This is a genomic window from Corynebacterium sp. HMSC076D02, from assembly GCF_001813815.1.
Classification (GTDB): Bacteria; Actinomycetota; Actinomycetes; order Mycobacteriales; family Mycobacteriaceae; genus Corynebacterium; species Corynebacterium simulans.
Genome location: NZ_KV814065.1, coordinates 74536 through 101445, shown reverse-complemented (window position 1 = coordinate 101445; position 26910 = coordinate 74536). Strand labels below are relative to the sequence as shown.

Here is a 26910-nt window from a genome sequence, read left to right as displayed (position 1 = left end):
TTTCCACGCGTGCCAATCATGCGTTGGGCCATGTAGGCGACACCGACGTCAGTGATATAGCCAATTGCCATCTCTGGCATCGAAGCAAATGCTTTGTCGGTGACGATTCGGTGCGAACCGTGGGCGGAAATTCCTAGTCCGCCTCCCATGACGACGCCGTCGATAACGGAGATATAGGGCTTGGGATACTCGGCGATATCACCGTTCAGTTTGTACTCTTTTTCAAAGAATTCATCCACTTGTCCCCAACGTTCCTCCAAGACTCCGTCGCGGGCGGCACGTACGTCACCACCAGCACAAAAGGCCTTGGGGTTTCGCGAGTGAACCAGCACTTGTTGGACATTTTCGTCTTCGCGCCACTGGGAAAGAGCTTGGCGAATAATGTCAAGCATCTCAGGATTTAAACTATTGAGCGCGCGCGGCCGATCCAGCTCGATAACTCCGGTATGGTTGCGAACTGATACTTTCACTGGCTCGGCGTGAGAACTTGTTTCTACAGCATTGTTATTCTCAGACATGCCCTCCAGTGTGGCATATCACATTAGATACGGCTACCCCGATAAATCACAGATTGGTGGACGATTTGGCCCCGCAGCTCATTGCACTAGACATGGACGGCACTCTCTTAAACCCGGAGGGTCAACTTCCACATGACTTTGCGGAACTTAAGGCACTCGCTGCCGAAAATGAGTCCGTTCTAATCCCGGCGTCGGGCCGCCAGCTTGTCACCTTGCAGAAGATGTTCCCCGACTTTGACGCCTTCATTGCCGAAAACGGTGCGGTGGTCATGCGCGACAATGAGATCATTGCGTCCTTTCCCCTACCCCCTAAAGCTGTACGTCGCGTTCTAGCAGCATCGTCTGAGTTCCCTGCTGAGCACACGTTGGTTCTGTGCACCCCGGAGTGCGCTTTTATCAAGCGCGATATCCCAGAGCATGCGATTCAGGAAATCGCCAAGTATTACAGTGCGGTTAAGTGGGTGGAGTCTCTTGATGAGGTGCCGCTCGATAACGTCATTAAAATTGCGGCCTACTGTAAGGACGGCTCAGAGGCCAACCTCGCCCCTACGGTCCGCAAGGTCGTGCCGGAACACACCGTGGCCATCTCCGGCAAGGTCTGGCTCGATGTCATGGCAGACGGCGTCGACAAGGGCAAGGCTTTGACTGCTATGGCCAAGCTTAGCGACGTCGCGCTTTCCGAGACCGCCGCCTTCGGTGACTTCTTAAACGACTACGAGCTTTTGCGTGCCGCGGGCCTAGCGGTAGCAATGGAAAACGCGCATCCACAGTTGAAGGAGATCGCAGATATAATCGCCCCGTCCAATGCAGACAACGGTGTGTCCACGGTTCTGCGTAAACTGTTCGCGGAGTCTGCTACCAGCAATTTAGGCACAAGTTAGGTTGCCCAAATAAGGGTGAGTACTCCTCCCCATTTTTTAGGATTCATTTACCGACGCGGGCTAGAATAACCCAGTTGCTAGCCACTATTTCCCTGGAGAATGTTTTGAAACAGTTTTTGAGGTCCCTCCTCGGCCGACCAACGCAACAGCCTCAGGAGGCCCCGCAGAAACCGGTATATCAACCAGTGGCGGATAACAAGGATCACAACAACGATCCAAAGAAGGCAGATCCACAAATCAATGGTTCGCAGGACAAGTCTGTGAACATGCCTTCCCAGGCTAAGTCTGCCAAGGCAAACTCCTCTAAGCCAGCACAGCAGAAGCAGTCCGAACAGAAGCAGCCTGAGCAAAAGAAGTCGACTTCTGCCCCTAAGAAGCCGGAGAACTCTAAGCCTGCCGCTGCCCCTAACAAGCCGGCCGCACAAAACAAGCCTTCCGCAGCATCGGGCAAGCCTGACACTTCCAACGCCAAGCCAGGCAATACGGTACCGAAGCCAAGTGCGCCAGCCCCTACACAAGGTTCTGCTGAATCTAAGCCGCAGCCAGATCCTCAGAAGAAGCAGACTGATTCCAAGGCTCCAGCAAAGCCAGCTCCGAAGAACACCAAGAATGCTCGTCTGGTCTACCCACCTCAGGAAAAGGGCGCTGCAAACAAGCCAGCATCAGCTTCCCAACAGAAGACCGAGGCAAAGCAATCTCCTGCCGCTCCCAAGGGCGTAGCGCCGAAGAACTCTACACCTAGGAATTCTGCAGATTCCGCAGCCTCCTCATCCAAGGATGCGAAGGCCAACAAGCCTGCTGCAGAAAAGCCAAAGCAGTCTGCACAAAAGGCACAGCCGACGCAGCCCCCAAAGCAAGCTCCTCAGAAGTCTCAGCCTGCCCAGCAACTTAAGCCAAAGACTTCTCAAGCTCCTCAGCAGAAAACTGCCGCTGCGAAGCCTCAGCCCGCTCAACAGCAAAAGCCACAAACTGCGCAGCAACAGAAGCTGGCGCAAAAGCAGGCCAGCCAACCCCAAAAGACTCCTGCTCAAAAGCCGATAAGCCCGAAGTCTCTGCCTGCCAAAAATGTGCAGCCAGGCGCCAAGGCTCAGCCAAGCAATAAGCCTCAGCAGCCTGCACAGAAGTCTGCACAGCAAAAGCCCCAGCCACAGCCGCAGAACCAGAACCAGTCTGGTTCTGCTCAAAAGCAACAGCTAAAGTCAGCTCCGCTACCAAAGAATGCTGCACAAAAGCCACAGCAGCAGGCTCAGCCAGCTCCGAAGGCTTCTGTTCAGAAGCCAGTTCAGTCGAAGCCGTCAGCACCGCAGGCTAAGTCTGCTGAGAAGCCAGCCGAAAAGCCTAAGCCTGCTGCTAAGTCTGCACCACAGACCGAGCAGAAGTCGGGCAAGAATCCGCAGCCGTCTCAGCCGAAGAAGAACGCTGACCGCGCTGGCGGTGCTGGTCGCGCTGCTGACGCTGCTGCAGCGGCAGGCGCAGCTGGTGCTGCAGGCACGGCAGGTGCTTCCGCAGCAAAGTCTCCGTCGGCGAAGACACCAGCGGCCGATCAGGAAATCAAGCGTGCACTCGCACGCCGTTCCCAGCCGGTTGGTACGCCTACCCCAAAGCAGATGAAGCCACCGAAGCCTTCCCGCGAGGCACGTAAGAATCCTGAGCAGCACGATGGTACCGGCAAGGCAGCCTCTGCTGGTGCTGTGGCTGGTGCGGCAGCAGGCGCGGCTAGTGCTTCCACGGCGTCGGCAAGCGAGGCTCCAAAGAAGACCTCCTACGTGCAGCCGCCGCAGAAAGCATCGCAGCCAAAGCAAGACTCCAAACCGGCAAAGCCGGTGATGGTGGACCGCTTCCCGCACGAACCGGAAGCGTTGAAGACCCCGCACGATAGCAAGGAAGTAAAGCGCACTAAGCGCGCACGCCTGCGCCAGGTTAAGGGCCTTGACGGCCTGCGCGGCTTAGCCGTTCTTGCTGTGGTTATCTACCACCTCTTCGGCGACGTGCTGCCTGGTGGTTACCTTGGCGTGGACATGTTCTTCGTGCTCTCCGGCTTCCTCATCACCTCCCTGCTGGTGCGTGAGTTCCGTGTGAGCGGTCGAATCAGCCTGAAGGACTTCTGGGTACGTCGATTCCGCCGCATCCTGCCCGCAGCGCTGACCGTTTTGATTATCTGTACTGCCATCGTGGCCCTCATCGGCGGCGATATCGCAGTCGGTATCCGTGAGCAGTTCCTGGGCACGTTCTTCTTCGTCAACAACTGGACGCAGATTGCCACCTCCCAGTCCTACTTCGCGGACAATGAGATCCAGGTCTTTGCCCACTACTGGTCCTTGGCCGTAGAAGAGCAGTTCTACGTCATATGGCCGCTGCTTATCTTTGGTGTCTTTGCCATCTCCCGCCGTCAGCCGCGCCGTCTGCCAATCGCAGTCTCGCTGCTGCTGGCTATCGCCTCCGGCGTAGCAATGTGGCTGATTTACACCCCGGGCCAAGACCCAACCCGCGTGTACTACGGCACCGATACCCACGCCTTCGGCCTGCTCATCGGTGCTATTCTGTCCCTGATTGTTACCAGCACCAAGTCCCACCCGAAGGCAGATTCTTGGCCAAGCCCTGGTAAGTCTGAACAGGTAATGGCCGGCGTCATCGGCACCTTCGCCTTGGCCGGCTACATCGCGCAGCTGTTCCTCATGCCGGACGATGCTGAGTTCACCTACCGCGGCGGCCTCATCCTCACCAGCGTTCTCGGCGCACTGATGATCTGGGGCGTTATCCGTGAGTTCGGTCCGCTCAAGTGGATCTTCAGCACCGCCGTCATGCGTTGGCTCGGCCAACGCTCCTTCTCGCTGTACCTGTGGCACTGGCCGGTCGTGATGATTTTGCGCGCGATTTTCGACGGAAACCACTCCTCCGACAAGCCGTGGATTCTGGGCCTTGTCGCGGTACCGATCTCTTTCTTGCTGGCAGAGCTTTCCTACCAGTTCGTGGAGAATCCTTTCCGCCGCGGCGGTTACAAGAAGACGTGGACTGGCTACTGGGCGGCCCGCCCATCCATGTCCGAGATGAAGGACGGATTTGCCAAGGCCTTTTGGCCGCTCGTGCCGTTGATCGTCGTCGCTTCCCTAGTGGGCGTGGGCTATGCGCTGGCGACCTCCAGCGATAAGTCTGAGCTGGAGCAGCAGCTCGAGCAACTGCAGAAGCAGAATAAGTCCACGCAAAACGGCGGCCCAGCGCCTGCTGCCGCACCAAGCACGCAGACGGAAAAGACGCGTCGCCCGATGCCAACCGGCAATGAAATTACCGCCATCGGTGACTCGGTGATGTTGGCTGCCTCCGAGGCACTGCAGCAGCGCTACCCAGGCATCTACATCGACGCTGAGGTCTCCCGCCACTACAGCGCTGCCCCACCAATCATCGAGCAGCTGAAGGCAGCCGGCGACCTGCGCTCCACGGTCTTCCTTGGCTTCGGCACCAATGGCCCGGCATTCCCCGACCAGATTCAGGAAGTCGTTGACCTCATCGGCCCAGACCACACCATCGTGATGGCCGTTCCTTACGGCGACCGCGAATGGATGGCACAGTCTCAAAGCGACGTCATCGACGCTGCGAAAAAGTACGACAACGTCTACCTCGCTGACTGGTGCACCCACGCACAGAACAACCCGAACTTGCTCTATTCCGACGGCATTCACCCGCTTCCGGAAGGCGCCTCGGAATACGCCCTGGCGTTCCACTACGCCTTGTTGCAGTACTCCAACTACGACAAGAACTTGGATTCCAAGTGCCAGATCTAGTAGTTCTTTAGCCAAAGCTCCTAGAACGCAAAAGGCGGACGGTCCCTTACAACGGACTGTCCGCCTTTTCGTTTGTCTAACGCTTGAGCCGATATCTTCGTTATCATGTTTTTGGATTTATGTAGGAAACTGAACACACGAGGAACTTCCTGTTGACAGCTCTACGCAAGGAATGGATTTGGTTGGCCGCCACGGCAGCGCTTGCGCTAGTCGCCGCAATAGTTGTAATTCTCGGCTGGGACAGCCTCCCAGACCCGCTACCCAAGCATTTCAATGGTCAAGGCGAACCTGATGCATGGATGCCAAAGACCTATCGAAATGCAATTGGTTTTGCGTTACTTGTACCTCTCGTTCTCACGATTACATCAGCAGTAACTATCGGAATAACGCAACAAAGCACCAAGACAACCACAAGCAGCTATTCGCAGGCTTCTGCGGTTGATATCGAGCGTAGCCGTGCTCACTCCGCTGCTATCCTTCCCACGTTAAGCTTTTGGTTCTTCGCCCTAACGGCGATCTGCACGGCGTTCGCGCTCACTGGAATCTTTCTCAGCGGCCCTAGACCGCTAATTTTCCCCTGCTTAGTCGTTGCCATCCTTGTGGTTTGCGTCTGGCTCGTGTTCAGGTTGAATAGCATAAATAAAAAGCTGGATGAACAATTTCCTGACTCCTCTACAGCGGGCAAGCTTCGTTACGGATTGTTCTACTACGACCCCACAGATACCCGCGCGATGGTGCCCCTTCCCAGCGGTTCTTCCCAATTCAACTTTGGGCAGAAAAATTCCTGGTTTATCCTCGCTGGGCTCTTAGTACCTGCGGCCCTATTGATTATCCTTCTTAGCGTCGCGGCCTAGATTGCCCAAATAAAAAAGTCCGCCTCCCTGCGCTGCGTGGTTGTATACATGGTGCAGGGAGGCAGATTACTTTTAAGCGAGTGCCTTAGGACTCGACCTTGTATTCGGCCATGCGGTCCCACTCAGTCTTGCCGTCGATGTGGACGTTGATGATTTCTGGGGTCTCAAGCAGGTACTTCGGGAACTCCTCGCAGGAGCGCTTGAAGTGCTCGCCCTCGACGTGCTCGACGTCCTTGCCATCAGCATAAGCCTCAACGAGGAGGAAGCGCTGACGATCCTCCGGATCACGGTACCAATCAAAGTTCAGGCAACCCGGCTCCGCATTACAAGCCTGGGTGTACCAGTCGATCTCGTCGAGGAAGGTTTCTGCGTATTCAGGCTTTACGTGGAATTTTACGTTAATCAAAATCATGAGCCCCATCGTACGTATGTGTATTTTCGTCCGCCACGATGCAGCACAGCGGCATGATTGGGGGTTTCACCAACGAGCACAGCACGCGCCACCCAGATCGCCTTCGGCAACAGTAGCCAAATACTATATTGTGTAAGAATCCTCTTTAGAAAGGCCTCTATCCTCCTGTGACTACGCAAATCTCTTTGGACGAAGGCCGCGCGCTGTGGCGCCGGAGGCTTCGCCGATGGATTGCACTCGGGGTTTTTATCATTGTCTGTGGGGTCGTTTTGGGTATCAGTACGATTCTGCTCAAAGAAGCAGCCCGCAACTGGGCCGATTACCACGCCGCCCGCCCGCTGTGCGAGCGCGAGGTACTAAAGCAGGCAAGGATTCCGGAGCGCGCCACGTTCCTTACTGAGACCATCCCTGAGACCGATTCAAAGATCAGCGCACCCATGCGCGTTTATACCGCCCACGGTGATGTCATCTTCATCAACGATGAGGGCGTTGAGGATGAAGGCACCTATGATTGCTTGGTGAGTTTCCGTACCCATAGCTTTGTCACGAGCCGCGCCGAAGTCTCTGGCATTGCCCCTGCTGCCCTAGTGGAGGCTTCATGAGTTCGCTGGCGAATGAACTAAGCGCTAGGCGACGCCGTCAAAAACTCGGCGTCGCTCTTCTTGTGGTGGGAGCAGTCGCGGTGACTGCGTTGTCGATGACCCGCTCAATTTCGAAGTACTACGGATGGATCAATATCAACCGTGCGGCTCAGGTCTGTGAGGCCACCGTGCAAGACCTTGCCGCCCGCCCCGAGACAGTGAACTTTCCCGGCGCGCCTGACATGGTCACCGACCGTATCTTAAAGGACGGAATCGTCCACTATGCAGGCACCGGCAGCGTGACTATGGAGGACGCAGCCGGTACCCGAAACGTGGGTTTCTTTAGCCGCTCTGTAGATCTGCGCGCGAGCACCAATTTCGTTGATTCGAGCGCCACGCTATTAGGCGTAGAGCCGGCCGCATTAGCTAGTTGAAAAAGTACTCGGCGAGGTAGACAAAGTTGCCGTCAAAGCTGGTGGCTACGCCGAAGTGCTTGCCCGGTGCTGGGGTAACTGGAACGTCACGGTTGAGCCAGTTGAGGCGGTCGTGAGCTTCCTGAATGGTCAGGCGGTAGACGTTGCCGCTGCCTTCGTTCAAGTGAGTGCGGCCGTCACCGACGTTGCTGCGGTAGGTAAGAGCACCAGCCGCGCCCTGGTCAGCCCATTCCTGAGCGATGTTGCGAGCGTTCCGATCCTCAACGTGGCCCTGCTTGCGCAGGTGCTCAGTGGTGGCGCCGACGAGGTGGTGAGCTACCTCCGGAGCTGGCTGCTTGATAAACGGCGGAAGCTGAATGTTGTACTGCTTTGCAAGGTCATAAGCCTGCGGTGGCAGTTCGACCTGTGGGACGCCAGCTGGAATGAACTGGGAGCTGCCAGCGGTGACATCTGTCGGGATGCCCACAGGAATCTGGGAAGAGAAATCCGGAAGCTGAGCTTGTGCAGGAGCCAAGCTGCCGGCTGCGAGAGTAAGGGCAATGGAAACGGGGAGAATACGGCGCGTCAGTTTCATATCCTCCACCGTGCCACACCCTGGGGCTTGCTGAATAGTATTAGGCAGTGCTGAAAGCAAGATCGCAATAGCATTGTTATCTACACATTCTTAGCCTTCGAGCTTCTCGCCAAGCTCTAGCCACTCCATCTCAAGCTCCTCGCGCTGAGAGGTTACATCCTTCAGCTTGCCGTCGAGCTCAGTAAGCTTTGCAGTGTCGATGTCGCCTGCAGCTGCTACCTCGGCCATCTCGGCGTTGAGCTTGGTGGCCTGCTCGTCGAGCTTGCCCATTTTGCGCTCCAAGGCATTCATCTTCTTGGTCAGCTCGCGTTCCTCTTGGGAGGACAGGCGCTTGGTAGATTCCTTCTTGGCGTTTCCTGCGCCATTGCCGCTGCCGTCGGGAGCAGAATCCTGTTTCGCGCTTTCGCCGAGGTTGACCACGCCTGCGGGCTGAGCCGCGTCGAGGGCGGCGCGGCGGCGCAGGTATTCGTCAATGCCGCCTGGCAAGTTGGTGAGTTTTCCGTCGCCAAAAAGCGCATACGTATTATCCGCAATGCGCTCAATGAGGTAGCGGTCGTGTGAGATGACCACCATCGTGCCCGGCCAAGAATCGAGCAAGGACTCCAGTTCCTGGAGAGTGTCGATGTCGAGGTCGTTAGTTGGCTCGTCGAGCAGCAGCACGTTTGGTTCTGCCATCAACACGCGCGTTAGCTGGAGGCGGCGACGCTCACCACCGGACAAGTCCCCCACCGGGGTGCGCTGGCGCTTAGCGGAAAAGCCCAGGCGTTCTGCAAGCTGCGAGGCAGACAATTCTTTCTTGCCCAGTTGGACGTAGGTGGCCACGTCCTCCACGGCGTCGATTAGCCGGCGCTGCGGATCAAGATCATCGAGTTCCTGGCGCAGCCAGCCCAGACGTACCGTCTGCCCCTCAATGCGCTTGCCCGCGGCGAGTGGATGTTCGCCAGCCAGGGCGCGCAGCAGCGTGGTCTTGCCTGAACCGTTCACGCCGACCAGACCGATGCGCTCACCCGGGGCCAAGCGCCACGTGAGGTGGTCAACGAGTTCGCGGCCATCCGGCGTCGCAATCGTGGCATCCTCAAGTTCAATGACCACGCGACCTTGGCGCTGCTTGGAAAAGGCCATGAGCTCAACCTTGTTGCGCGGTGCTGGGACATCAGCGATAAGTGCCTCTGCCGCTTCCACGCGGTAGCGCGGCTTCGAGGTACGCGCCGGCGCACCGCGGCGCAGCCATGCTAGCTCCTTACGTGCCAGGTTCTGGCGGCGCTGCTCTATCGCATCGGCCTGACGGGCACGCTCGGCGCGGGCATAAATCCAGTCGTTGTATCCGCCCTCATAAGGATCGACCACGCCGTCGTGCACCTCCCACGTGGTGGTTGCCACGGTATCGAGGAACCAGCGGTCGTGGGTGACTACGACCGCTGCGAGCTTGCGCGCCAGGAGATGCTGTGCCAGCCACTGCACTCCTTCCACGTCCAGGTGGTTGGTCGGTTCGTCGAGCACGATCAAGTCAAGCTCCTGGACCAATGCAGCGGCCAGGTTAACGCGGCGGCGCTCGCCACCAGACAGAGAACCCACTGGCGTATCTAGGCCCAGTTCCACAATTCCGAGGCCGCCCAAAACGTCGCGCACCTTGGCATTCGAGGCCCATTCGAAGGTCTCGAGGCCGAGCGGTTCGATGATGACCTGGGCGATAGTCAGGGCGTAATCAAGCTCAAAGCGCTGGGTCACCACGGCCATGCGCAGGTCAGAATTGTGGGACACACGCCCCTCGTCCGGCGGCTCGATACCGGTGAGCACCTCCAGCAGCGTGGTCTTGCCGCCGCCATTCACGCCAACGATTCCGATGCGGTCCCTGCTTTGAACACCCAACGACACCCCGTTGAGCAGCGTCTGCAGACCGAAAGATTTGGAAACTTTTTCCAGGTTAATAAGGTTCGCCATAACGTTTAACCATCTTAGTGCCTAGCGCGCAGTTACCCCCCTCACCACCTCAGACTATTGCAAATGAAAATTACTCTAAATAGTCTAAACGGGTATGAAGAAATCTGCGCTATCTATCCTTGCCGCTGTCTCCGCAACAACACTCCTTGTCACTTCCTGCTCCAAGCCCGCTGATGAGCAAGCCCCGGCCAACGATGCCGCGACTGAGTCGCACGAACACGAGGGCCACGATCACGAGGGCCACGATCACGAGCACGATCATGAAGGCCACCATCATGAACACGATGGAATGGAGGCCGGCGAGGGCGAGACCGAAGTTGCTCAGTTACCCAATCGCGTGGTCATCTCCCACGAAGGCGGCTTGAAGACCTACGACGCCAAAACCGGCAAGGTCATCGAGGAAGAGGAAATTCCTGCATTCCTGCGCCTGTCCAACGCTGGCGATAACCGCCACGTCATGGTCACCAAAGGCGATAAGTTCCTTAGCTTCGACTCCGGCCTCATCACCAAGCCGCACGGCGATCACAACCACTACTACACCGCCGAGCCTAAGCTTTCCGACGCCGAGATCGAGGCGCCGCACGCCGGCCATGTGGTCCACCACGACGGCTTCACCGCTCTCTTCTCTGACGGCGAAGGCACCGCACAGGTCTTCCCAACCGACCAGGCTGGCGACCCGAAAGACGTCAAGACCTTCGAATCCGGCGCAGCACATCACGGTGTTGCCGTTCCGCTCAAGGACGGCTCCGTCGTCATGACCAAGGGCACCGAGGACGAGCGCCACACCATCCAGCATCTATCCAAAGACGGCAAGGTCCTGACCGAGACCACCAAGTGCCCAGGCGTTCACGGTGAGGCTACCGCCGGAAACGGCAAGCTCTTCTTCGGCTGCGAGGACGGCCCAGTTGTCTTCGACGGCAAGGAGTTCCACAAGATCGACGTTTCCGCCTACGCGGGCAAAGACGGCTACCAGCGCTCCGGCAACTCCGCCGGCTCTGAGGAATCCGACGTCATCTTGGCTGACAACAAGACCGAAAAGGACGCCGAGTTCGAGCGCCCAACCTCTGTCTCCCTCATCAACACCAAGGACTACTCCGCCAAAAAGGTTGACCTCGGTTCCTCCTACTGGTTCCGTTCCCTGGCCCGCGGCCCGCTAGGAGAGGCCCTCGTGCTGACTTACGACGGCAAGCTCAACGTCATCGACCCAGAGACCGGCGAGATTACCAAGAAGATCGACGCCATCACCGAGTGGCGCGAGAACGAAGAATGGCAGCTGCCTGGACCGATCCTCAAGGCGGAAGACGGCTACGCATTCGTCACCGATGCCAACAAGAAGGAACTCGTTGTCATCGACCTCTTCGAGGGCAAGGAAGTAAACCGCTTCAAGCTGGACATCAAGCCAACCGAGATGGCTGTGCTCTAGATAAACAAAAGCTGCAGTGAGGGGACTTTGCCCTACTGCAGCTTTTACTTTTTAATAACACCCTAAATTACTTCGATTCCTGGTGCCGGCGAGGTGGTCACAATGCCACGGGTGCCCTTGTTATCGAACATCACTTGGGCCACGACTTCACCAGCGGTCTCCTCGTCCTCGCAGAGGAAGGCACAGGTAGGACCAGAGCCAGAGACGATTCCAGTCAGCGCACCAGCGGCCATTCCGGTGTCCAGAATCTTGCGCAGATCTGGGCGCAAAGAAAGAGTTGCCGCTTGCAGGTCATTGCGCAGCACCTTTGCGAGAGCCTCGGGACGCCCGCTCATCAGCGCCTGCGCCACCGCGGAAGTGTCCATGGTGGGGTTGCTGCCCTTCCCCGCTGCGCGAAGCTCATCAATCTTGGCAAAGACGGCCGGAGTGGACAGCCCTTCCGCATTGGTGATGATGGCCCACGTATACGTTCCGCAGCTAAGCATCGGCGCCAACTTCTCGCCGCGACCCGTGCCCAACGCCGTGCCGCCAATTAGCGTGAAGGGCACATCAGAGCCTAGGCGCGCTGCCAGTGTTAGAAGTTCTTCTTCACTTACAGCGCCGAAGTCAGCAAATGCGTGAGCGGCCAGGCGCAATGCCGCGGCCGCATCCGCAGAACCGCCCGCCATGCCGCCGGCGGCGGGAATCCCCTTTTCTAGCTGCAACTTGACCTTGGGCAAGGCAAGCTCGCGCTCGCCGCGTACTGCATCCGCTACCGCTTCGACGGCTCGCCATGCCAAATTCTTGTCATTTTCCGGCACGCCTGCGGCATAGGTACCGCTCGCGCGCAGTTCCTGCACGACTGGGCCCGTGGTCATCGCTGCAGGAGTGCTATCCTCAAGCGTTTCGAGGCTAACCACATCAGAAATATTCAGCGATTGAAAGACGGTGGCGAGTTCATGGAAGCCGTCGGGACGCGCTGCCTCGACTCCTAAGTGCAGGTTGACCTTCGCATGGGCGCGAGCACGAATTAACAATTCACACCTGCCAATCGGACAAAGTCTTCGGTGGCCAGCTTCTCACCACGCTGGCGCGGGTCGATGCCGGCTGCCACTAGAGCCTCTTCCGCGGCAGGGCCGCCGCCGAAGTGACCAGAGAGTGCCGCGCGCAGGGTCTTGCGGCGCTGTGCAAAGGCGGCGTCGACAAGTGGGAAAACCGCCTTGCGCGTCTCATCGTTGATAGGCCACGGCGCATTCTCGAAGCAGTCGATGCGCACTAGGCCAGACTCGATGTTCGGCGCCGGCCAAAAGACGTTCTTGCCGATGGTTCCGGCCTGCCGGACGTTGCCGTAGAAAGAAGCCTTCACCGAAGGAACGCCATAGACCTTGCTGCCAGGCTTGGCGGCGAGACGCTCTGCCACCTCAAGCTGAACCATGACGAGTACGCGGCGGATGGAGGGATAAAGTTCCAGAATGTGCAAAAGAACCGGCACCGCGACGTTGTACGGCAGATTTGCCACCAGCGCAGTCGGCTCGCCCAACTCGCCTGCCGTAATACGCAGCGCATCTTTTTCCACGAGCCGCAGGTTGCCTGCTTGCTCCGGTGCGCGCTGCGCGATGGTATCCGGCAGCTGCGCTGCAAGGCGTGGATCAATTTCTATCGCCGTAAGGTCATCGACTGCCTCAAGCAGGCCCAAAGTCAGAGATCCCAGGCCGGGGCCTACCTCAACGACGCGGTCTTCCCGCTGCAACTGCGCCGCACTAACGATGCGGCGGATGGTGTTGGGATCGTGCAGGAAGTTCTGTCCCAGCTTCTTCGTCGGGGTCACGTCCAGCTTCTCGGCCAATTGGCGGATTTCCACGGGCCCGAGCAGTTTGGGTTCAGTCATGCAATTTAGAGTAGTCGAGGTTTTCCGGATACAAAGAAAGCCCGCTTCCGCGGGCTTTGAACGGGGCGCGAATTAGCACCTAAAGGGCTACATGCTTAGCGCAGCCCCAGCTTCGCGGTACAAGCAGGCCATGCGCCCCAGCCCTGTGCGGCCTGAACCTTCTCGGCCACAGCGATCTGCTGCTCACGGGTTGCCTGCCATGCTTCCGGCGCATATGCGGTGCCGCCGAAGCCAGCCCAGGTGGACGGGGTGAACTGCAGGCCGCCGGAGAAGCCGTTACCAGTGTTGATGGACCAGTTACCAGTTGCCTCACACTGTGCGATGGAGTCCCAGACGGAGCCATCGGCTACGGCAGGTGCAGCCGCACCGCCAGCCTCAGGTTTCTTGGTGCCGCGGGCGATGGTGGCAGCGACCGGCTCGGTAACGACCTTTTCCTTGACTACGTCCTCGGATTCCTTAGCACCATCCTTCATCACCAGCTTGCGGGTGACCTTACGCTCACCCTTGACGGCTTCCTCGCGGATTTCCTCGGTGCCCTCTTCGAGCTCTGGGTCATCGACGTAGTTTGGCTCTGCCTCGAACTCTTCGGTGGCGTCGTAGAAGGTGGTAGAAACTTGATCAACCTTGATGGACATGCCGTTGGTCACCGGGGTGTCCATGGCTGGGAAGACGCGGTCATCTTCATCCACGCCAATGCCGCGCTCCTCGATGACGTCCTTGACGGTCTTAGCAGCAATGTTGGTGTAGGTAATCTTGCCGCCGTCGTTGATCTTGACGATCTTCGGCGACGTAACCTCCAACTCCATACCATCTTCCAGAGCGTCATCCTTTTCCACCTTCTTGTCACCGGAGGTAACAGAAGCACCGGGCTTTACGCCGTCTAAATCACCCAAAAGATCAGAAACGGTGAGATCGGTGGAAGAAAGCTGCTTTTCGACGCCGTCGATAGTAACGGCAACAGGCTTAGAGGTGCGCACGGTGATGTTGTCACCGTCGGCAACCTCTTCAGAAGGAGCCGGGTACACGAGATCCTCGCCGCCGACGTTAACGCCCGCAGCCTGCAGCGCCTCATCGACGTTGCCCGCGAAGGTGGCCAGCTCGACCTTGTCACCGTTGACGTCAACGGTGATGTCCTTCTGCGCAGAAACAGCGACGACTCCGCCCACTGCCAAAGTACCGAGCACACCACCGGTGGCAAGGCGCAGAGGCAGGGAACGGGAAGAATTGATGCGCTTAATCTGGTTCATGAAACTCTCTCATCGAAAACGGGGGGAAGCAGAGCAAATCTTTGAATAACGATACGATAACAGCAGGATGTAGTCGAAAACGATTTTTCTACCTACACCACTTCCAGCACTGCTTTCACATTCGGCACGTCCACCACCGCTGAGCAGGCAAAACTCCGAATGTGAATATCGTCACAGATGTGAGCATGAATGCTTAAATCTAGCCTAGGAGAGGCCAAATATCGAAGTGAACGTCTGGTTAACCTCTTCGATCAGCTCCTCGACACGCATGCCTCGCGCGTCAGCTATGCAGTTATACGTATGCCCGATGAAGGTCGGCTCGTTGCGTGCGCCGCGGAATGGCTCCGGGGTCATATACGGAGCGTCAGTTTCCACCAGCAGCTGGCCTGCCGGCGCGGCGGCTGCCGCCGCGCGCATCTCTTCGTTGCGTTTAAAGGTCACGTTGCCGGCAAAAGACAACACCCAGCCGCGCTCGAGTGCTTCCTTCGCCACATCAAACGGCGAGGAGAAACAGTGCAACATGACATTCTCGGCGTCGCCAAGCACCCGCAACAGGTCCGCGTCCGCCTCGCGGTTGTGAATCATCAGGACCTTACCGGTTTCCTTGGCCAGATCCATGTGCCAGCGCAGCGCCTCTTCTTGTACCTCAAGTGGTGCGGTGGATTCCGGCTCATGCTTAATCCAATAGGTATCGAGGCCGGTCTCCCCGATTGCCACGCAGCGTGGGTCCGCAGCCATCTGCGCCAGGCGCGTACGTGCCTGCTCGTCCAATTCCTGCGCCTTGGTGGGATGGATGGCGCACGCTGCCCACACATTGGAAAATTCGTGCGCGGCCTGCAACGCCTGCTCGGCTTCTTCCAAGCCATCGCCTACCGTTACCATGCGCGACACCCCTGCAGCACCAGCGCGGGACACGATGTCGGCGGCTGGGTCCTTGCAGGAGGCTAGGTGTGTATGGGCGTCGACAAGCTGTGACAAGCCTTCTGCTGGAACAGGGACTGGGCGTGGCTTCTTTTTAGACATGGACGCAATTGTAATCTGGAACGCATGCGAAACCACCTTTTTTAGATCCGGCAGCCCAAGGCCAAGGTGTGGACACCAACGTCGCATCCATCAAGTTGCATGAGAAGTTCGGTTTTGCCAATGTAGGAACGTTCAAAGAGGTGTCCTACAAGAGGGGACACTGGCTAAATCTCGCCCATTTGCAGCTGCTCGTTTAGCCCCGCAGCTTCTTATTGTTTAAGGATCCCTGACACCTATGCACGTACGTCCCGCCGCGCCTGCCGACGCCGCCGCAATCGCCTCCATCTACAACGCCGCCTCCGCCGCTACCCCGGCGGCCAACTTGGTCACCTGGCAAGAATCCGTCGAGGATCGTGCCGAGTGGCTCGAACAAATGGAAAAGGACAGCTACCCCGTCTTCGTTGCCGTAGAAGACGATGAGATCATCGGTTGGGCTGCCTATTTCCAATTCGTAACGCCAGCCATCTACTACGGCACCGTAGAAAACTCCGTCTACGTCGCTCCTTCGGCGCGCGGCAAGGGCGTGGGCAACGAGCTCATGTGCGCCGTGGTCGACGATGCCAAGGACAACGACTACGTGCAGACGATGATCACCTACATCGTCGATACCAACGAAGCCTCCATCGGCCTGCACAAGAAGTTCCACTTCGAAGAGACCGGCCGCATGCCCAATATCCACACCAAGGACGGAGTGCGTCTGGGCCTAGTGCACCTGCAACGTCACTTCGACAGGAGCTCGTCGTCGATGTAGACCGAGCGGGCGGCGGCAACGCCTGCCACCGACATCGCTAGGGTAAGTGTGATGAGCACACCCAACGGAACCTCCCAGCCGCCGGTTGCTTGCGCGAGAACGCCGAAGAGGAACGGGAATACGCCAGCCAGAATATAGCCACCCGGCTGCACGAAGCCGGAAAGGCGTGCTGTTACCTCCGGCTGCCGGGTGCGCGCGGCAATCAGGGCGAGGGCCAGCGGGAAGCACATTCCGCCGATGCCCATCAGAGTGGCCCAGGTAAGCGGCGCTGCGCTCGCATTGACGAGCACACCCAGCCAGCCGGCCAAGGTAGCAGCCGACAAAACCAGTGGAACGGGACGGAGATCTCGCAGCCGCTCAATGAGAACCGGCATGATGAGCCCGCCGACGACGTTGATGGCGCCGATGAGCGCGAGCGCCAGGCTGGCCCGGGAGGCGGAGACCCCACGGCTTTCAAGCATCGTGGGCAGCCACCCCATTTGTGCATAAGCCATGGTGGATTGCAGGCCAAAGAAGAAAAGAAGTGCAACAGCGGTACGCGAACGGCGCATCGGAATCGCCGCGGTATCCGGGCTTTGCACTGGATCGACGCCGGTGTGCTTACAGGCAATCAGCCACCCCACTACCTGCAGGGCGACGGGGATTGCCCACGCAAACAACGACATCCGCCAGCCACCCAGGTGGGTAGACATTGGACCAAGGGCACTCGATACGCCAAGCACGGTGGTGTAAGTCGTCATCAACGCCACCACGGTGCGCGCAGTTCCGTAGGTCTTGATCCATGCAGGCAACAAGATGTTGGTGACAGCGATGCCGCCGACTACGAGCAGCGTGAGCGCAACGAAGGGTGCGAAACTACTTACCCATGGGCGCACGGCAAGCCCCACCACGAGTGCCGCTGCGCCGCCGAGAAGAGTCGTGGTCAGGCCACAACGCCGCGCGATAGGAACGGCGGCCCAGCCCATCAGTGCGAAACACAGACCAGGAAGGGCTGTCAGGGTCCCGGCGATGGCAGGGCCAACGCCAAAAGCTGCGCTGATATCGCCCAGCACCGGCGCCACGGAGGCGATTCCGGCGCGCAGGTTCAGCGCAGTTAAGGTAACGACCGCAAAAGCGAGAGCGGCCGCGATGCTTCGACGAGCCACCATCCTATTTCTGGACGGGTGCCCACTCAGGGCCGGTCTCACCGAGCTCTGGGTCAAGCTTTGCCACGAGCGGCTTCGGCTTGGAAAGCTCAGTGCCAGGCTCGACGTCTACGCGCTTCCATGCTGCCAGCTGGGCGGTGTAATCACCGGTGATGATTGGGTACGGGTGATTCTCCGGCGGCAGGCCAACGCCTACGAGCTCAACCGGGATATCATCCACGACGTCGCGTACCTCAGGCTGTGCCGCCCAAATGCCATCGCGGCCCAAGGTCTCGTGGACCTTCTGCGCGGTAAACGGCAGGAACGGGGTGAGCATGACGTTGCAGTCAGAGACCACCTGGAGTGCGGTCCACAGGACGGTGGCCAGACGCTCGCGTTGGGTCTCATCCTTGGCCAGCTTCCATGGCTCCATCGCTGCAATATAAGCATTCGCCTCACCAACGACGTGCATGACGGCGGTAATAGCCTGCTTGAATTTCGACTGCTCGAGGTAGCCTGCGGCAGTCTCGAAGGTCTCCTCCGCCAGCTGCAGGATGGCCTTGTCAGCTTCTTCCAGTGCGGCGGGAGCTGGGACTTCGCCGAAGTTCTTGTAGGCCATCGAGACGGTGCGGTTGACCAGGTTGCCCCAGCCATTGGCCAATTCGTTGTTGATACGGCGCACGAACTCGTCCCACGTAAAGTCCGTGTCATTGTTTTCTGGACCGGCCACGGAGATGAAGTAACGCAGCGCATCCGGGCCGAACTCCGCCAAGAAGTCCTTGACGTAGATGACAACGCCCTTCGAAGAAGAGAACTTCGAGCCGGACATCGTCAGGTACTCGGAGGAAACAATCTCGGTAGGTAGATTCAGCTCACCAAACTTGTGCACCTCGCCGCCCTTCGCGCCCTTACCGGCGTAACCCAGGAGCTGCGCAGGCCAAATCTGCGAGTGGAAGGTGATGTTGTCCTTGCCCTGGAAGTAGTAATGGCGAGCCTCATCGTTCTGCCAGAAATCCTTCCATGCATCCGGGTTTCCGGTGCGATGCGCCCACTCGATGGAAGAGGACAAGTAACCGATGACAGCGTCAAACCAGACGTAGAGCTTCTTTGCGGAGTTTTCCTCCCAGCCCTCTACCGGAATTGGGATGCCCCAGTCGATGTCGCGGGTCATGGTGCGCGGACGCATGTCTTCGAGCAAATTCAGGGAGAACTTCAGGACGTTTGGACGCCAGTCCTCGCGAGTCTTCAACCACTCCTCCAGTGCGTCCTTCACGGAAGGCAGGTCGAGGAGGAAGTGCTCGGTCTCGATGAACTCCGGGGTCTCACCGTTGATCTTGGAAACTGGGTCGATCAGATCTACTGGGTCCAGCTGGTTACCGCAGTTATCGCACTGATCGCCGCGCGCACCCTCAGCACCACAAATTGGGCAAGTTCCCTCGATGTAGCGGTCAGGCAAGGTACGGCCAGTCGACGGCGAGATGGCGCCCTTGGTGGTTTCCTTGAGCATGTAGCCATTTTCATAAAGGCCCTTGAACAGCTCCTGCACTACCGCGTAGTGGTTGCGTGTGGTGGTGCGGGTGAAAAGGTCATAGGACAGGCCCAAGCCGGCGAGGTCGGTGACAATTTGGCGGTTATAACGGTCCGCGAGCTCGCGAACGGTCACGCCTTCTTTGTCGGCCTGCACCAGCAACGGAGTGCCGTGCTCATCGGTGCCAGAAACCATGAGAACGTTGCGGCCACGCATTCGCTGGAAACGTGCGAATACGTCAGAAGGAACACCAAAGCCTGCCACGTGTCCGATGTGGCGGGGGCCGTTGGCATACGGCCAGGCAACATTTACTACTACCGACTCAGTCATGCCCACCACTTTATCGAAGCCTTGGTCAACAGCGCGCGTTGAGGGGGTCACATCGACAATGGCGAAAGATCCACGCACAAGGATATCTGCGCGCATAAAGACACATAAAGAAACGCACCCTCTTGCACGATTGTGCAGGAGGGTGCGTAAAGAAGCTTTAGGAAGCGACTAAATCGCTTGCTTTAGCTTTACTTGTGCTGAGCGCGCTTGCGCTGACGACGCTTCTTGAGCTCCTCAGCGCGCTGGTACTCGCGGTGCAGACGGCGCTCGCGGGCAAGCTTGCGCTGGAATGCCTGGGACTCACGGTATTCCAAGTAGATGACGTCGTTGCTGAGCGCCTTGTAGATGGCGCACATCAGGCCCACAACGATGAACAGGAATGGCAGCGCAGCCACAATGGTGACGTTCTGCAGGTTGGTCAGGGAATCCTCATCAGCCAGCAGCAGGGTCAGACCAACAGCCGCGGTGGCAACGCCCCATGCTGCGGACAGCCATGGCTTAGCGTTGGATGCACCGTTCTGAGACATCGAGCCCATAACGGTAGAAGCCGAGTCAGCGGAGGTGATGAAGAAGGTTGCCAGCAAGATAACTGCGATGATGCCGGCGATGAAACCGCCAGGCAGGTTGTGCAGCAGGTTGAACAGCTCAACCTCAGAGGACTCGCCGGAGATGGAGTTACCGTTCTGCTCCATGTGGATTGCGGTGCCACCAAAGATGGCGAACCACACGGTGGAAAGACCAGCCGGGATCAGCATGACGCCGATGCAGAATTCGCGGACGGAACGGCCACGGGAAATACGTGCCAGGAACATACCGACGAATGGGGACCAAGAGACCCACCATGCCCAGTAGAAGATGGTCCAGGTGGACAGCCACTCGCCTGCTTCGCCGTTGTTGGACTCAGCAGTACGGGAGATCATCTCGGTGAACGCATCCAGGTAGCTACCGATGGAGCCCGGAATCTGGTTCAGGATGGAAACGGTTGGGCCAAGGATGAATACGAAGATGGCAAGCAGTGCGGCCATAACCATGTTGGCGTTGGAGACATACTGAATGCCCTTGCCCACGCCGGACATTGCGGAAAGCAGGAAGGCCAGGGTCAGCACGAGGACGATACCAACGACGACCTTCTGGGAAGGGTTGTCGATGAGGCCAGAAGCCTGGATACCAGCCTGGATCTGGGTTGCACCGATGCCCAGGGAACATGCGGTACCGAAGACGGTTGCAAAAATGGACAAGATGTCAATGATCTTGCCAACCCAACCATCGGCAGCGCGCTGGCCGATGAGCGGCACGAATGCTTGGCTCAGCAGCTGCTTGCGGCCAATACGGAAGGTCGAGTACGCAATTGCGAGACCAACGATGGCATAAACAGCCCATGGGTGCAGGGTCCAGTGGAACATCGCCGTAGCCATCGACGTGCCCACTTCCTTAGGCTCATGGCCAGGAACGCCGTTGAGGTAGTAGTTCAGCGGCTCAGATGCGCCGTAGAACATCAGGCCGATGCCCATGCCGGCCGCGAACATCATCGCAATCCAAGAGGGCGTAGAAAATTCAGGCTCTTCATCGATGTGGCCCAAGCGGATGGTGCCGAACTTGGAGGCGGCGATGAAGATAACAAATACAACGAAAATCGTGCCGAAGAGGACGTAGGCCCAACCAAAGTCGTTAACAACGAAGCTTAAAGCGTTGCTTGCGAAGTCCGCGAAGTTGGTCGGCGCGGCTAAGCCCCATGCAACGATGGCAGCAATGAGCACGCCCGTGATGCCGACGATGGTCCAGTCGATCGGAGCGTTGTCATCGGCTGCGATTTCAATTTCCGGCTCGGTCATCTCATGAGGAGCGAAGTCCTCGTCGCCGAGCATGTCTTGTAGCTGACTCGTCGCAGATGCTGATTCCAGCTTCTCATCAACGGTCTGGTACTCCTCAGACGAAACCGGCGCCGCACTGGACGCCGGATCCGTACCCTTTGCCGTATTCGAATCTGTTTCTGGATTAGTCATACACTCCAGAATGAGCGCGGCTAATGCCAGGCGTCAAACTTATATGCGCAGTACAGCGACCTAAATCCAGCATTTTCGCAGGATAATCTTACTTTGCAATCAGGCACACAAATGAAAATTAACCAGCATATGCAGGTCTTTTATCCTCCCGTGAGCTTTTGGCTATAACAATCCTGCAACAATTGGGCATTTAACACTATTTTTCGCTGTCACGGGCACTCAAAAAGGCGTCATAAAGTTCGCGATTGGACACCTGAGTACCGGCAGCGACTTCCTTGCAAGCATCCTTCGCGCGCACTCCATCTGCCACACGGCGCTGGACCTTATCCACCAGTTCCTCAAGCGATGAGGGGACCTCTTCCCCGCCCTCGATAACAACCGTGATTTCACCGCGAGCATTGTCCTCAGCCCACTTTGCCAACTCACCCAAGCTTCCGCGCTTTACCTCTTCATAGGTCTTTGTCAGTTCGCGGCACACGGCAGCGGGCCGGTCTTCACCCAGAACCGCCGCGGCGTCGGCAAGCGTCTGCGCCAAACGGTGGGGAGATTCAAAGAAGACAATGGCGCGCTTTTCACCGCGCAGCGATTCCAACCAAGATTTTCGCGGTCCGGCCTTGCGTGGAGCAAAGGCGTCGAAGAGGAAGTGACCAACGCCGAGACCGGACAGGGCCAAAGCGGTGGGCACTGCAGATGGCCCGGGGAAACACGTCACCGGCACCCCAGCTTCGGCTGCTGCAGCAACGATGGAATGCCCTGGATCAGAAACCAGAGGCATGCCCGCGTCGGAGACAACCAAAACGGTGCCGGAACGAGCGGCCTCGACAAGTTGGGCTGCGCGTCCTTCTTCGTTGTGATCAAAGTTGGAGACCACCTTGCCACGGATTTCCATCCCCAGAGCCTGCGCCAGGTTACGGACGCGGCGCGTATCTTCCGCCGCCACGATGTCGGCATGCTGCAGCGCCTGCATGAGTCGTGCCGAAGCATCTGCGATATTACCCAGAGGGGTGGCTGCCACAATTACTCCGCGTGGAAGGGGATCTAGACGAAACGAAGTATTCATGTCCCCTAGCTTTCCACAACTTTGCTCAAGCAGAATCCCCAGGGGCCCGCCGCGTAGCCTAAACTCATCCAAGTGACTATTGCTACTGACTCTTCGCAGCCCGCAGGCATCCCACAGGCCAAGCTAGCAGGAAAGCCGCGTGGCAAGCATGCCTTCGCCGCCCCTGCTGCTCCTACCTCCTATGCCTGGGGCAAGGCGGATTGGGTCAGCACCGGCGTCATTGCGTTCTTAGCTTTCATCACCCGTTTCATCGGACTTTCCGCGCCCGTCTCGCAGGGCACGCCAGTCTTCGACGAGAAGCATTACGTTCCGCAGGCCTTCGACATAGTGCGTAGCTGGGACAACCTCTTTATCGGCGGCATCGAGTCCAATCCAGGCTATGGCCTGGTGGTTCACCCGCCGCTGGCTAAGCAAATCATTGCTGTCTCCGAGTCTGTCTTTGGCTATAGCCCGCTTGGCTGGCGCCTGATGGCCGCGCTTTTTGGTGTAGGCACCGTGCTGCTGACAATGGCGCTCGCCCGCCGCGTCGCTGGCTCCTGGCAGGTTGCCACGATGGCTGGCTTGATTGCGGTATGCGACGGCGTGCTTTTGGTTTCTTCGAAATTTGGAATGCTGGATATCTTCCAGGTCTTTTTCATCGTCGCGGCTGCGTGGGCACTGGCCCGCGACCATAACCAGATGCGTTTACGCCTGCACACGGCATTTAGCACGGGCAATATGGGCTCGTCCGATTTCGGGCCACGATTTGGCTTCCGCTGGTGGCGTTTCACCGCAGGTGTCTTCCTCGGCCTAGCCCTCGGCGTCAAGTGGTCTGGCCTGTACTACATCATGTTCTTTGGTCTGCTTTCGGTCTTTAGCGATCTTGCTTTGCGACGCCGCTATCACGTACGCCGCTACGTACTGGGTACGCTCATCCGCGATACCCCGGCAGCTCTGGCTTCCCTAGTGCTGGTTCCGCTAGCTATTTACGTATGGACTTGGCGCGCATGGTTTGCCTCTGAAACCTCCGTGTTCCGCCATGCCAAGGTGGATGGAACTATCGCTGAAGACTCCCCGCTGCAAGCCCTGCCCGATGCACTCGCTGGTTGGTTCTACTACCACTCTTCGGTCTTGGAATTTCACGCTTCCCTGACCACCTCCAGCGGGCACTCGCACCCATGGGATTCAAAGCCTTGGGCTTGGCTCGTGGCGGCCCGCCCCATCCTCTACTACTCCTCTACTGATCTGCAGTGCAGCGGCGCCGGCACCTGCCGCGAGATGCTTTATCTCTTTGGCACGCCTGCCATTTGGTGGCTGGTCATTCCAGCCGTGTTGTGGGGTCTATGGTCACTGCTGGTGCGCCGCAACCGCGCATTCCTCATCCCGTTGGTTGGATTCGCTGCAGGTTTCCTGCCTTGGTTGGCTGCGTTCGACCGCCAAATGTATTTCTTCTACGCCACGGCTTTCATCCCGTTTGTCATCGTGCTCATCTCCCTCGCGCTGGGCCAGATGATTGGACACGGCAAGAAGATTTCTTGGGACTGGCTGACTTCGCTTGCTGGCGGGGAAATCCGGACTGGCACATTCGTAGCAATTTGCTACTTGTGCTTGGTAGTAACGATGTTCATCTACTTCTCGCCAATTCTTTATGGCTTCATGATTCCGGATAAGTGGTACGAGTCGATGATGTGGCTGAACTCGTGGACCTAGATTCCTGTATTCCGGTTTCTCAGCGCGATCTCTTAATGCGGATTCGCGCTCAAAGAACGCCAGAAATCGGCGGCTGAATAACCTTTATGGGCTACCCAAGCCCAGGCCAGCACGATAGCGCTGATACCGGTGGCCAGGAGAATGTATATCTGGCTCATCATGATTGTGCCCAGCGCAATATCTCGCATGGTAAAGCCAAAGAGGAACGCAAACATGGTTGCCGCGACCGGCAGCATGCCAGGAACGGAAGCTGGCCGCCAGGCAGCAAAGAACAAACCGATGGCCAGGCCGAAGCGCAAGGCTGCGCCTTCGATGAGAAGGCGTGCACGTTCAGGATCAGCGGTAGGTTCGAGTGTTCCCTCGGCGCCGGTGACTGCGAGCCCGGAAGCACTAACCACCACGAAGATAGCCCAGATGGCAAACAGCAGACCAAGAGCCACGAGGGCAACGCGCGCTACCGTCAGCATGGTCTGTCGCGCACTGGAAGCACGGCGCCACTCGGGCTCAACGCCCGCAATGATGACATCAGACAGATCTTGTGGGGGTGCCATGCCTTCGGCCGATTCGACGAAGCTCAAGGAGCGGGAAAGCGCCGCGGCCTTGTCGCGGTAAGCACGGCACTGCTCGCAGCTTTCCACGTGGGTTTCAATGACATCGCTAGAAACGTCAGTGGGCTCACCGTCGAGCTGCGCGGAGATTGCAGCTTGGATTTCCTCATGCGTCAACACGGCTCAACACTCCATCCAAGCTGACGCGGCCGGAACCGAAGACGACAATCATCACCAGCGAGGCAATCAGCACCGCCGGGTATTCAAAGCCGCCGTCCGCAGCGAAAAGCCCATGGCCTAGGTGCACAAAATACAATGCACACGCCATAAACAGCGCCAGGGCGCCGGCGACAAAGGTGGTCAAAAGCCCGACGACGAGCAGGGAGCCACCGATCATCTCACCCAATGCTGCGATATACGCGGAAACATGAGGCTGCGGAATTCCCATCGCAGAGAACTGCCCTGTGGTCTCATCGATTCCGGCGAAGAACATTTTGTCAACACCGTGCGCGACGAAAACGAGGCCTAGGACTGCTCGCAAAAGCAGCAGCGCGGTATCGCGAACGGCGGGTCTATTCATGAGAAATACACTACCCTGGAACCCCTAGGTGCTGGCGAATCAACTGTATATGCCCCTAACGCACAGCTCATCGACAGCCGCTTGGAACCGATGCGAGCAAAAGGCAGTCAAATAGTGCAAGAGCCAAATGCGCTTACAAATTCAACCGAAGGAATAGACATGACCATGACGAATCCTTTTGCCGAGCCACAGGAAGCGGAAAGCGATAAGGCCACCACAGGCATCGCAGACACCATAGGCACCCCAAACACCTCCGACACCGAGAACACGCCTAGCTCGGAGCGAACCGGGCTGGTCTACGACGCCGAGGGAGTTGGCCGTCCGCCTTGGGCGATGGCCTCTCCTCTATTGCGCGAGTACTACGACACCGAGTGGGGAATGCCGGTCCGCGATGAAGCGGGACTTTTTGAACGCCTAACTTTGGAAGGCTTCCAGTCAGGGCTGTCTTGGGCCACGGTCCTGCGCAAGCGCGAAGCCTTCCGCGCTGCGTTCGCTGGCTTCGACCCGGAGATCGTTTCGGCTTTTGGCGCAGCCGAGGTAGAACGTCTGCTCAATAACCCGGAGATTATTCGGAATCGCCGCAAGATTGAGGCTGCCATTAACAATGCAGATGCCACGGTGAAATTGCGTGAAAAGGGCGGCTTGAGCGAATTTATCTGGTCCTTCAAGCCGGAGGAAAATCTCTACCCGCGCTATATGGAAGACATCCCTAAAACGACCGACAAGGCCAAGGAATTATCCAAGGCCTTGAAGAAGGAGGGCTTTACTTTCGTAGGCCCCGTTACCTGTTTCGCGCTAATGGAAGCCATCGGCATGGTAGATGCCCATCTCATTGGCTCTCATCGCCGCGGAACGTCCGGGGTCTGGGAAAGTGACCTGGATGCTTGAAAGCGCCCAAGTCAGGATATCTAGTTCACGAAGGCATTTAGCTCACGCGGCGTGACGCGAGGTCGTCGCGGCGCTGGCGATTACTCGCGTGTGGGCCGTCGAAGCCGTCGAATTCATCGTCATCATAATGGACCGGCAGGTGGTCGAAGTCCGGGCTGTCATCGTCAACTTCTAGGACCACAGCGCCTGGGCGGCGCAGGCTACGCGGGATGGCCAGTTCATCGTCTTCTGCACTGCGGACGCCAAGACGGGCGCGTCGGAGGTGGTACACGCGGCGACGCAGCAATGCCTGTTCCTGACGGACCTGGGTACGCAGGGCAATCAAATAAATCACGGTGAAGATGCCGGCGATTCCCGCAAACCACCAAGTCCAGCTGCCCACTACGATGCCCAAGCACACGGTGAGAACAACCGCCAGGGACAGGCCCAACAGCGTGCGCTGACGGCGCTGGTAGCGGGTAGCGGAAGCAGCCTTTTCTGCTACCGGATCCCAGCCGCCGCGGCCAAGGCGACGCTGCGCAAAAGCAACCTCATCCTCAGATAGATCAGTATCCTCATCCATCTCAGTCTCGGATTCCTCGACAGACTCGATGGCCTGTGGAATCTGGCTCACCTGTTCCTCCGCGTCGACCGCGCCGGGGTACATCAAGTCGACAGGCGAGGTGTACGCCGAATCAAGGTCGTAGGCATCGTCTGCGACCTGGGCCACTGCTGGCGCGCTGAAGACCTCTGCCGCCTCCGCGTCATCAACCAGCTTGGATTTCAGATCCGCAGGCTTTTCCTTTTCGGCTTCATCCTCAATGAGGAGCTCATCTTCTTCGGATTCGCTCGCTGCGTCCTCTGCCTCTTCGTTTTTATCCTGCTGCGCCGAAACT

24 protein-coding genes are annotated in these 26910 nt (G+C 58.1%); 9 read left to right on the top strand and 15 right to left on the bottom strand.

The genetic code is table 11. From position 1 onward, the window contains the following. Nucleotides 1-518, bottom strand: a 518-nt coding sequence (locus tag HMPREF2935_RS08340; protein ID WP_210400737.1) for an enoyl-CoA hydratase/isomerase family protein, incomplete at its 3' end; no start/stop codon positions are given. 56 nt (nt 519-574) lie between these two features. On the opposite strand from HMPREF2935_RS08340, the gene HMPREF2935_RS08335 reads away from it, so the two are divergent. From HMPREF2935_RS08335 to HMPREF2935_RS08325, 3 genes are all read left to right on the top strand, one after another. Further along, nucleotides 575-1399 carry an HAD family hydrolase gene (locus HMPREF2935_RS08335; RefSeq protein WP_246817813.1) on the top strand — a complete coding sequence of 275 codons (825 nt, stop codon included), beginning with the start codon at nt 575-577 and terminating at the stop codon, nt 1397-1399. Nucleotides 1400-1584: 185 nt separating this feature from the next. Continuing rightward, nucleotides 1585-5178 carry an acyltransferase family protein gene (locus tag HMPREF2935_RS12770; protein WP_246817812.1) on the top strand — a complete coding sequence of 1198 codons (3594 nt, stop codon included), beginning with the start codon at nt 1585-1587 and terminating at the stop codon, nt 5176-5178. A 152-nt stretch (nt 5179-5330) separates the two neighbouring features. Further along, complete coding sequence (locus tag HMPREF2935_RS08325) at nt 5331-6032, top strand: DUF1648 domain-containing protein (protein WP_168166298.1); 702 nt, start codon at nt 5331-5333, stop codon at nt 6030-6032. A gap of 85 nt (nt 6033-6117) precedes the next feature. Here HMPREF2935_RS08325 and HMPREF2935_RS08320 read toward each other — a convergent pair whose 3' ends face one another. Continuing rightward, nucleotides 6118-6444, bottom strand: a complete 327-nt coding sequence (locus tag HMPREF2935_RS08320; RefSeq protein WP_062041496.1) for a putative quinol monooxygenase — start codon at nt 6442-6444, stop codon at nt 6118-6120. A 167-nt stretch (nt 6445-6611) separates the two neighbouring features. On the opposite strand from HMPREF2935_RS08320, the gene HMPREF2935_RS08315 reads away from it, so the two are divergent. Next, a complete protein-coding gene (locus HMPREF2935_RS08315) occupies nt 6612-7046 on the top strand; it encodes a hypothetical protein (protein WP_070732784.1) in 435 nt (144 codons plus the stop codon). Continuing rightward, on the top strand, nt 7043-7459 hold the full coding sequence (locus tag HMPREF2935_RS08310; protein ID WP_141756043.1) for a hypothetical protein: 417 nt from the start codon (nt 7043-7045) through the stop codon (nt 7457-7459). Before HMPREF2935_RS08315 ends, HMPREF2935_RS08310 begins: the two co-directional genes overlap by 4 nt. Here HMPREF2935_RS08310 and HMPREF2935_RS08305 read toward each other — a convergent pair. Both HMPREF2935_RS08305 and HMPREF2935_RS08300 read right to left on the bottom strand, forming a co-directional pair. Then, the gene (locus tag HMPREF2935_RS08305) at nt 7452-8033 is read right to left on the bottom strand and encodes a hypothetical protein (protein ID WP_070455982.1); all 582 of its coding nucleotides are present in this window, start codon (nt 8031-8033) and stop codon (nt 7452-7454) included. The two genes, HMPREF2935_RS08310 and HMPREF2935_RS08305, sit on opposite strands and share 8 nt — an antisense overlap. Nucleotides 8034-8123: 90 nt before the next feature. Next, nucleotides 8124-9974 (bottom strand): ABC-F family ATP-binding cassette domain-containing protein, encoded by a 1851-nt coding sequence (locus HMPREF2935_RS08300; protein ID WP_070732780.1) that lies wholly within the window; start codon nt 9972-9974, stop codon nt 8124-8126. A 94-nt stretch (nt 9975-10068) separates the two neighbouring features. Between HMPREF2935_RS08300 and HMPREF2935_RS08295 the strand changes: the two genes are divergently transcribed. After that, on the top strand, nt 10069-11397 hold the full coding sequence (locus HMPREF2935_RS08295; protein ID WP_070732778.1) for an NHL repeat-containing protein: 1329 nt from the start codon (nt 10069-10071) through the stop codon (nt 11395-11397). A gap of 62 nt (nt 11398-11459) precedes the next feature. Here HMPREF2935_RS08295 and HMPREF2935_RS08290 read toward each other — a convergent pair whose 3' ends face one another. The 4 genes from HMPREF2935_RS08290 to HMPREF2935_RS08275 form a co-directional block, all read right to left on the bottom strand. Beyond that, nucleotides 11460-12413 carry a 4-(cytidine 5'-diphospho)-2-C-methyl-D-erythritol kinase gene (locus HMPREF2935_RS08290; RefSeq protein WP_083313208.1) on the bottom strand — a complete coding sequence of 318 codons (954 nt, stop codon included), beginning with the start codon at nt 12411-12413 and terminating at the stop codon, nt 11460-11462. Next, nucleotides 12407-13264: a 16S rRNA (adenine(1518)-N(6)/adenine(1519)-N(6))-dimethyltransferase RsmA gene (rsmA, locus tag HMPREF2935_RS08285; RefSeq protein WP_061921344.1), complete on the bottom strand. Its 858-nt coding sequence runs from the start codon at nt 13262-13264 to the stop codon at nt 12407-12409. Before rsmA ends, HMPREF2935_RS08290 begins: the two co-directional genes overlap by 7 nt. Before the next feature lie 95 nt (nt 13265-13359). After that, nucleotides 13360-14511 (bottom strand): resuscitation-promoting factor, encoded by a 1152-nt coding sequence (locus tag HMPREF2935_RS08280; protein WP_061921341.1) that lies wholly within the window; start codon nt 14509-14511, stop codon nt 13360-13362. A gap of 204 nt (nt 14512-14715) precedes the next feature. Then, the gene (locus HMPREF2935_RS08275; RefSeq protein WP_061921338.1) at nt 14716-15534 is read right to left on the bottom strand and encodes a TatD family hydrolase; all 819 of its coding nucleotides are present in this window, start codon (nt 15532-15534) and stop codon (nt 14716-14718) included. A 235-nt stretch (nt 15535-15769) separates the two neighbouring features. On the opposite strand from HMPREF2935_RS08275, the gene HMPREF2935_RS08270 reads away from it, so the two are divergent. Continuing rightward, nucleotides 15770-16285, top strand: a complete 516-nt coding sequence (locus tag HMPREF2935_RS08270) for a GNAT family N-acetyltransferase (RefSeq protein ID WP_070732775.1) — start codon at nt 15770-15772, stop codon at nt 16283-16285. Here HMPREF2935_RS08270 and HMPREF2935_RS08265 read toward each other — a convergent pair. The 4 genes from HMPREF2935_RS08265 to rsmI form a co-directional block, all read right to left on the bottom strand. Further along, complete coding sequence (locus HMPREF2935_RS08265) at nt 16255-17433, bottom strand: MFS transporter (RefSeq protein ID WP_070732773.1); 1179 nt, start codon at nt 17431-17433, stop codon at nt 16255-16257. The two genes, HMPREF2935_RS08270 and HMPREF2935_RS08265, sit on opposite strands and share 31 nt — an antisense overlap. A gap of 1 nt (nt 17434) precedes the next feature. Then, nucleotides 17435-19267, bottom strand: coding sequence for a methionine--tRNA ligase (metG, locus tag HMPREF2935_RS08260; RefSeq protein WP_070732973.1), 1833 nt, complete (start codon nt 19265-19267; stop codon nt 17435-17437). Nucleotides 19268-19455: 188 nt separating this feature from the next. Further along, complete coding sequence (locus HMPREF2935_RS08255) at nt 19456-21270, bottom strand: BCCT family transporter (protein WP_070732771.1); 1815 nt, start codon at nt 21268-21270, stop codon at nt 19456-19458. 196 nt (nt 21271-21466) lie between these two features. Next, nucleotides 21467-22330, bottom strand: a complete 864-nt coding sequence (gene rsmI / locus HMPREF2935_RS08250) for a 16S rRNA (cytidine(1402)-2'-O)-methyltransferase (protein WP_070732768.1) — start codon at nt 22328-22330, stop codon at nt 21467-21469. A 108-nt stretch (nt 22331-22438) separates the two neighbouring features. Between rsmI and HMPREF2935_RS08245 the strand changes: the two genes are divergently transcribed. Next, nucleotides 22439-24019, top strand: coding sequence for a dolichyl-phosphate-mannose--protein mannosyltransferase (locus HMPREF2935_RS08245; RefSeq protein WP_179294299.1), 1581 nt, complete (start codon nt 22439-22441; stop codon nt 24017-24019). Between the two features lie 32 nt (nt 24020-24051). Here the strand turns inward: HMPREF2935_RS08245 and HMPREF2935_RS08240 are convergent, their stop codons facing one another. Both HMPREF2935_RS08240 and HMPREF2935_RS08235 read right to left on the bottom strand, forming a co-directional pair. Further along, nucleotides 24052-24747: a zf-HC2 domain-containing protein gene (locus tag HMPREF2935_RS08240; RefSeq protein WP_062041532.1), complete on the bottom strand. Its 696-nt coding sequence runs from the start codon at nt 24745-24747 to the stop codon at nt 24052-24054. After that, nucleotides 24734-25147, bottom strand: coding sequence for a DoxX family protein (locus HMPREF2935_RS08235; RefSeq protein ID WP_061921314.1), 414 nt, complete (start codon nt 25145-25147; stop codon nt 24734-24736). Before HMPREF2935_RS08235 ends, HMPREF2935_RS08240 begins: the two co-directional genes overlap by 14 nt. Before the next feature lie 159 nt (nt 25148-25306). Here HMPREF2935_RS08235 and HMPREF2935_RS08230 point away from each other — a divergent pair, with 159 nt between their 5' ends. Next, entirely contained in the window at nt 25307-26035 is a 729-nt protein-coding gene (locus HMPREF2935_RS08230; protein ID WP_235597067.1) for a DNA-3-methyladenine glycosylase I, read from the top strand. 37 nt (nt 26036-26072) lie between these two features. On the opposite strand, the gene glpR is transcribed toward HMPREF2935_RS08230, so the two are convergent. Then, a partial coding sequence (gene glpR / locus HMPREF2935_RS08225) for a divisome protein SepX/GlpR (RefSeq protein WP_371326238.1) occupies nt 26073-26910 on the bottom strand: 838 nt, incomplete at its 5' end.

What these genes read in the sequence shown, in the direction of transcription:
- HMPREF2935_RS08230 (WP_235597067.1), top strand. Translation starts at nt 25,307, where the DNA reads ATGACCATGACGAATCCTTTTGCCGAGCCACAGGAAGCGGAAAGCGAT.
- HMPREF2935_RS08270 (WP_070732775.1), top strand. Translation starts at nt 15,770, where the DNA reads ATGCACGTACGTCCCGCCGCGCCTGCCGACGCCGCCGCAATCGCCTCC.
- rsmI (WP_070732768.1), bottom strand. Translation starts at nt 22,330, where the DNA reads ATGAATACTTCGTTTCGTCTAGATCCCCTTCCACGCGGAGTAATTGTG.
- HMPREF2935_RS08275 (WP_061921338.1), bottom strand. Translation starts at nt 15,534, where the DNA reads ATGTCTAAAAAGAAGCCACGCCCAGTCCCTGTTCCAGCAGAAGGCTTG.
- HMPREF2935_RS08300 (WP_070732780.1), bottom strand. Translation starts at nt 9,974, where the DNA reads ATGGCGAACCTTATTAACCTGGAAAAAGTTTCCAAATCTTTCGGTCTG.
- HMPREF2935_RS08255 (WP_070732771.1), bottom strand. Translation starts at nt 21,270, where the DNA reads ATGACTAATCCAGAAACAGATTCGAATACGGCAAAGGGTACGGATCCG.
- HMPREF2935_RS08280 (WP_061921341.1), bottom strand. Translation starts at nt 14,511, where the DNA reads ATGAACCAGATTAAGCGCATCAATTCTTCCCGTTCCCTGCCTCTGCGC.
- HMPREF2935_RS08310 (WP_141756043.1), top strand. Translation starts at nt 7,043, where the DNA reads ATGAGTTCGCTGGCGAATGAACTAAGCGCTAGGCGACGCCGTCAAAAA.
- HMPREF2935_RS08305 (WP_070455982.1), bottom strand. Translation starts at nt 8,033, where the DNA reads ATGAAACTGACGCGCCGTATTCTCCCCGTTTCCATTGCCCTTACTCTC.
- metG (WP_070732973.1), bottom strand. Translation starts at nt 19,267, where the DNA reads ATGACTGAGTCGGTAGTAGTAAATGTTGCCTGGCCGTATGCCAACGGC.
- HMPREF2935_RS08265 (WP_070732773.1), bottom strand. Translation starts at nt 17,433, where the DNA reads ATGGTGGCTCGTCGAAGCATCGCGGCCGCTCTCGCTTTTGCGGTCGTT.
- HMPREF2935_RS08235 (WP_061921314.1), bottom strand. Translation starts at nt 25,147, where the DNA reads ATGAATAGACCCGCCGTTCGCGATACCGCGCTGCTGCTTTTGCGAGCA.
- HMPREF2935_RS08295 (WP_070732778.1), top strand. Translation starts at nt 10,069, where the DNA reads ATGAAGAAATCTGCGCTATCTATCCTTGCCGCTGTCTCCGCAACAACA.
- rsmA (WP_061921344.1), bottom strand. Translation starts at nt 13,264, where the DNA reads ATGACTGAACCCAAACTGCTCGGGCCCGTGGAAATCCGCCAATTGGCC.
- HMPREF2935_RS08320 (WP_062041496.1), bottom strand. Translation starts at nt 6,444, where the DNA reads ATGATTTTGATTAACGTAAAATTCCACGTAAAGCCTGAATACGCAGAA.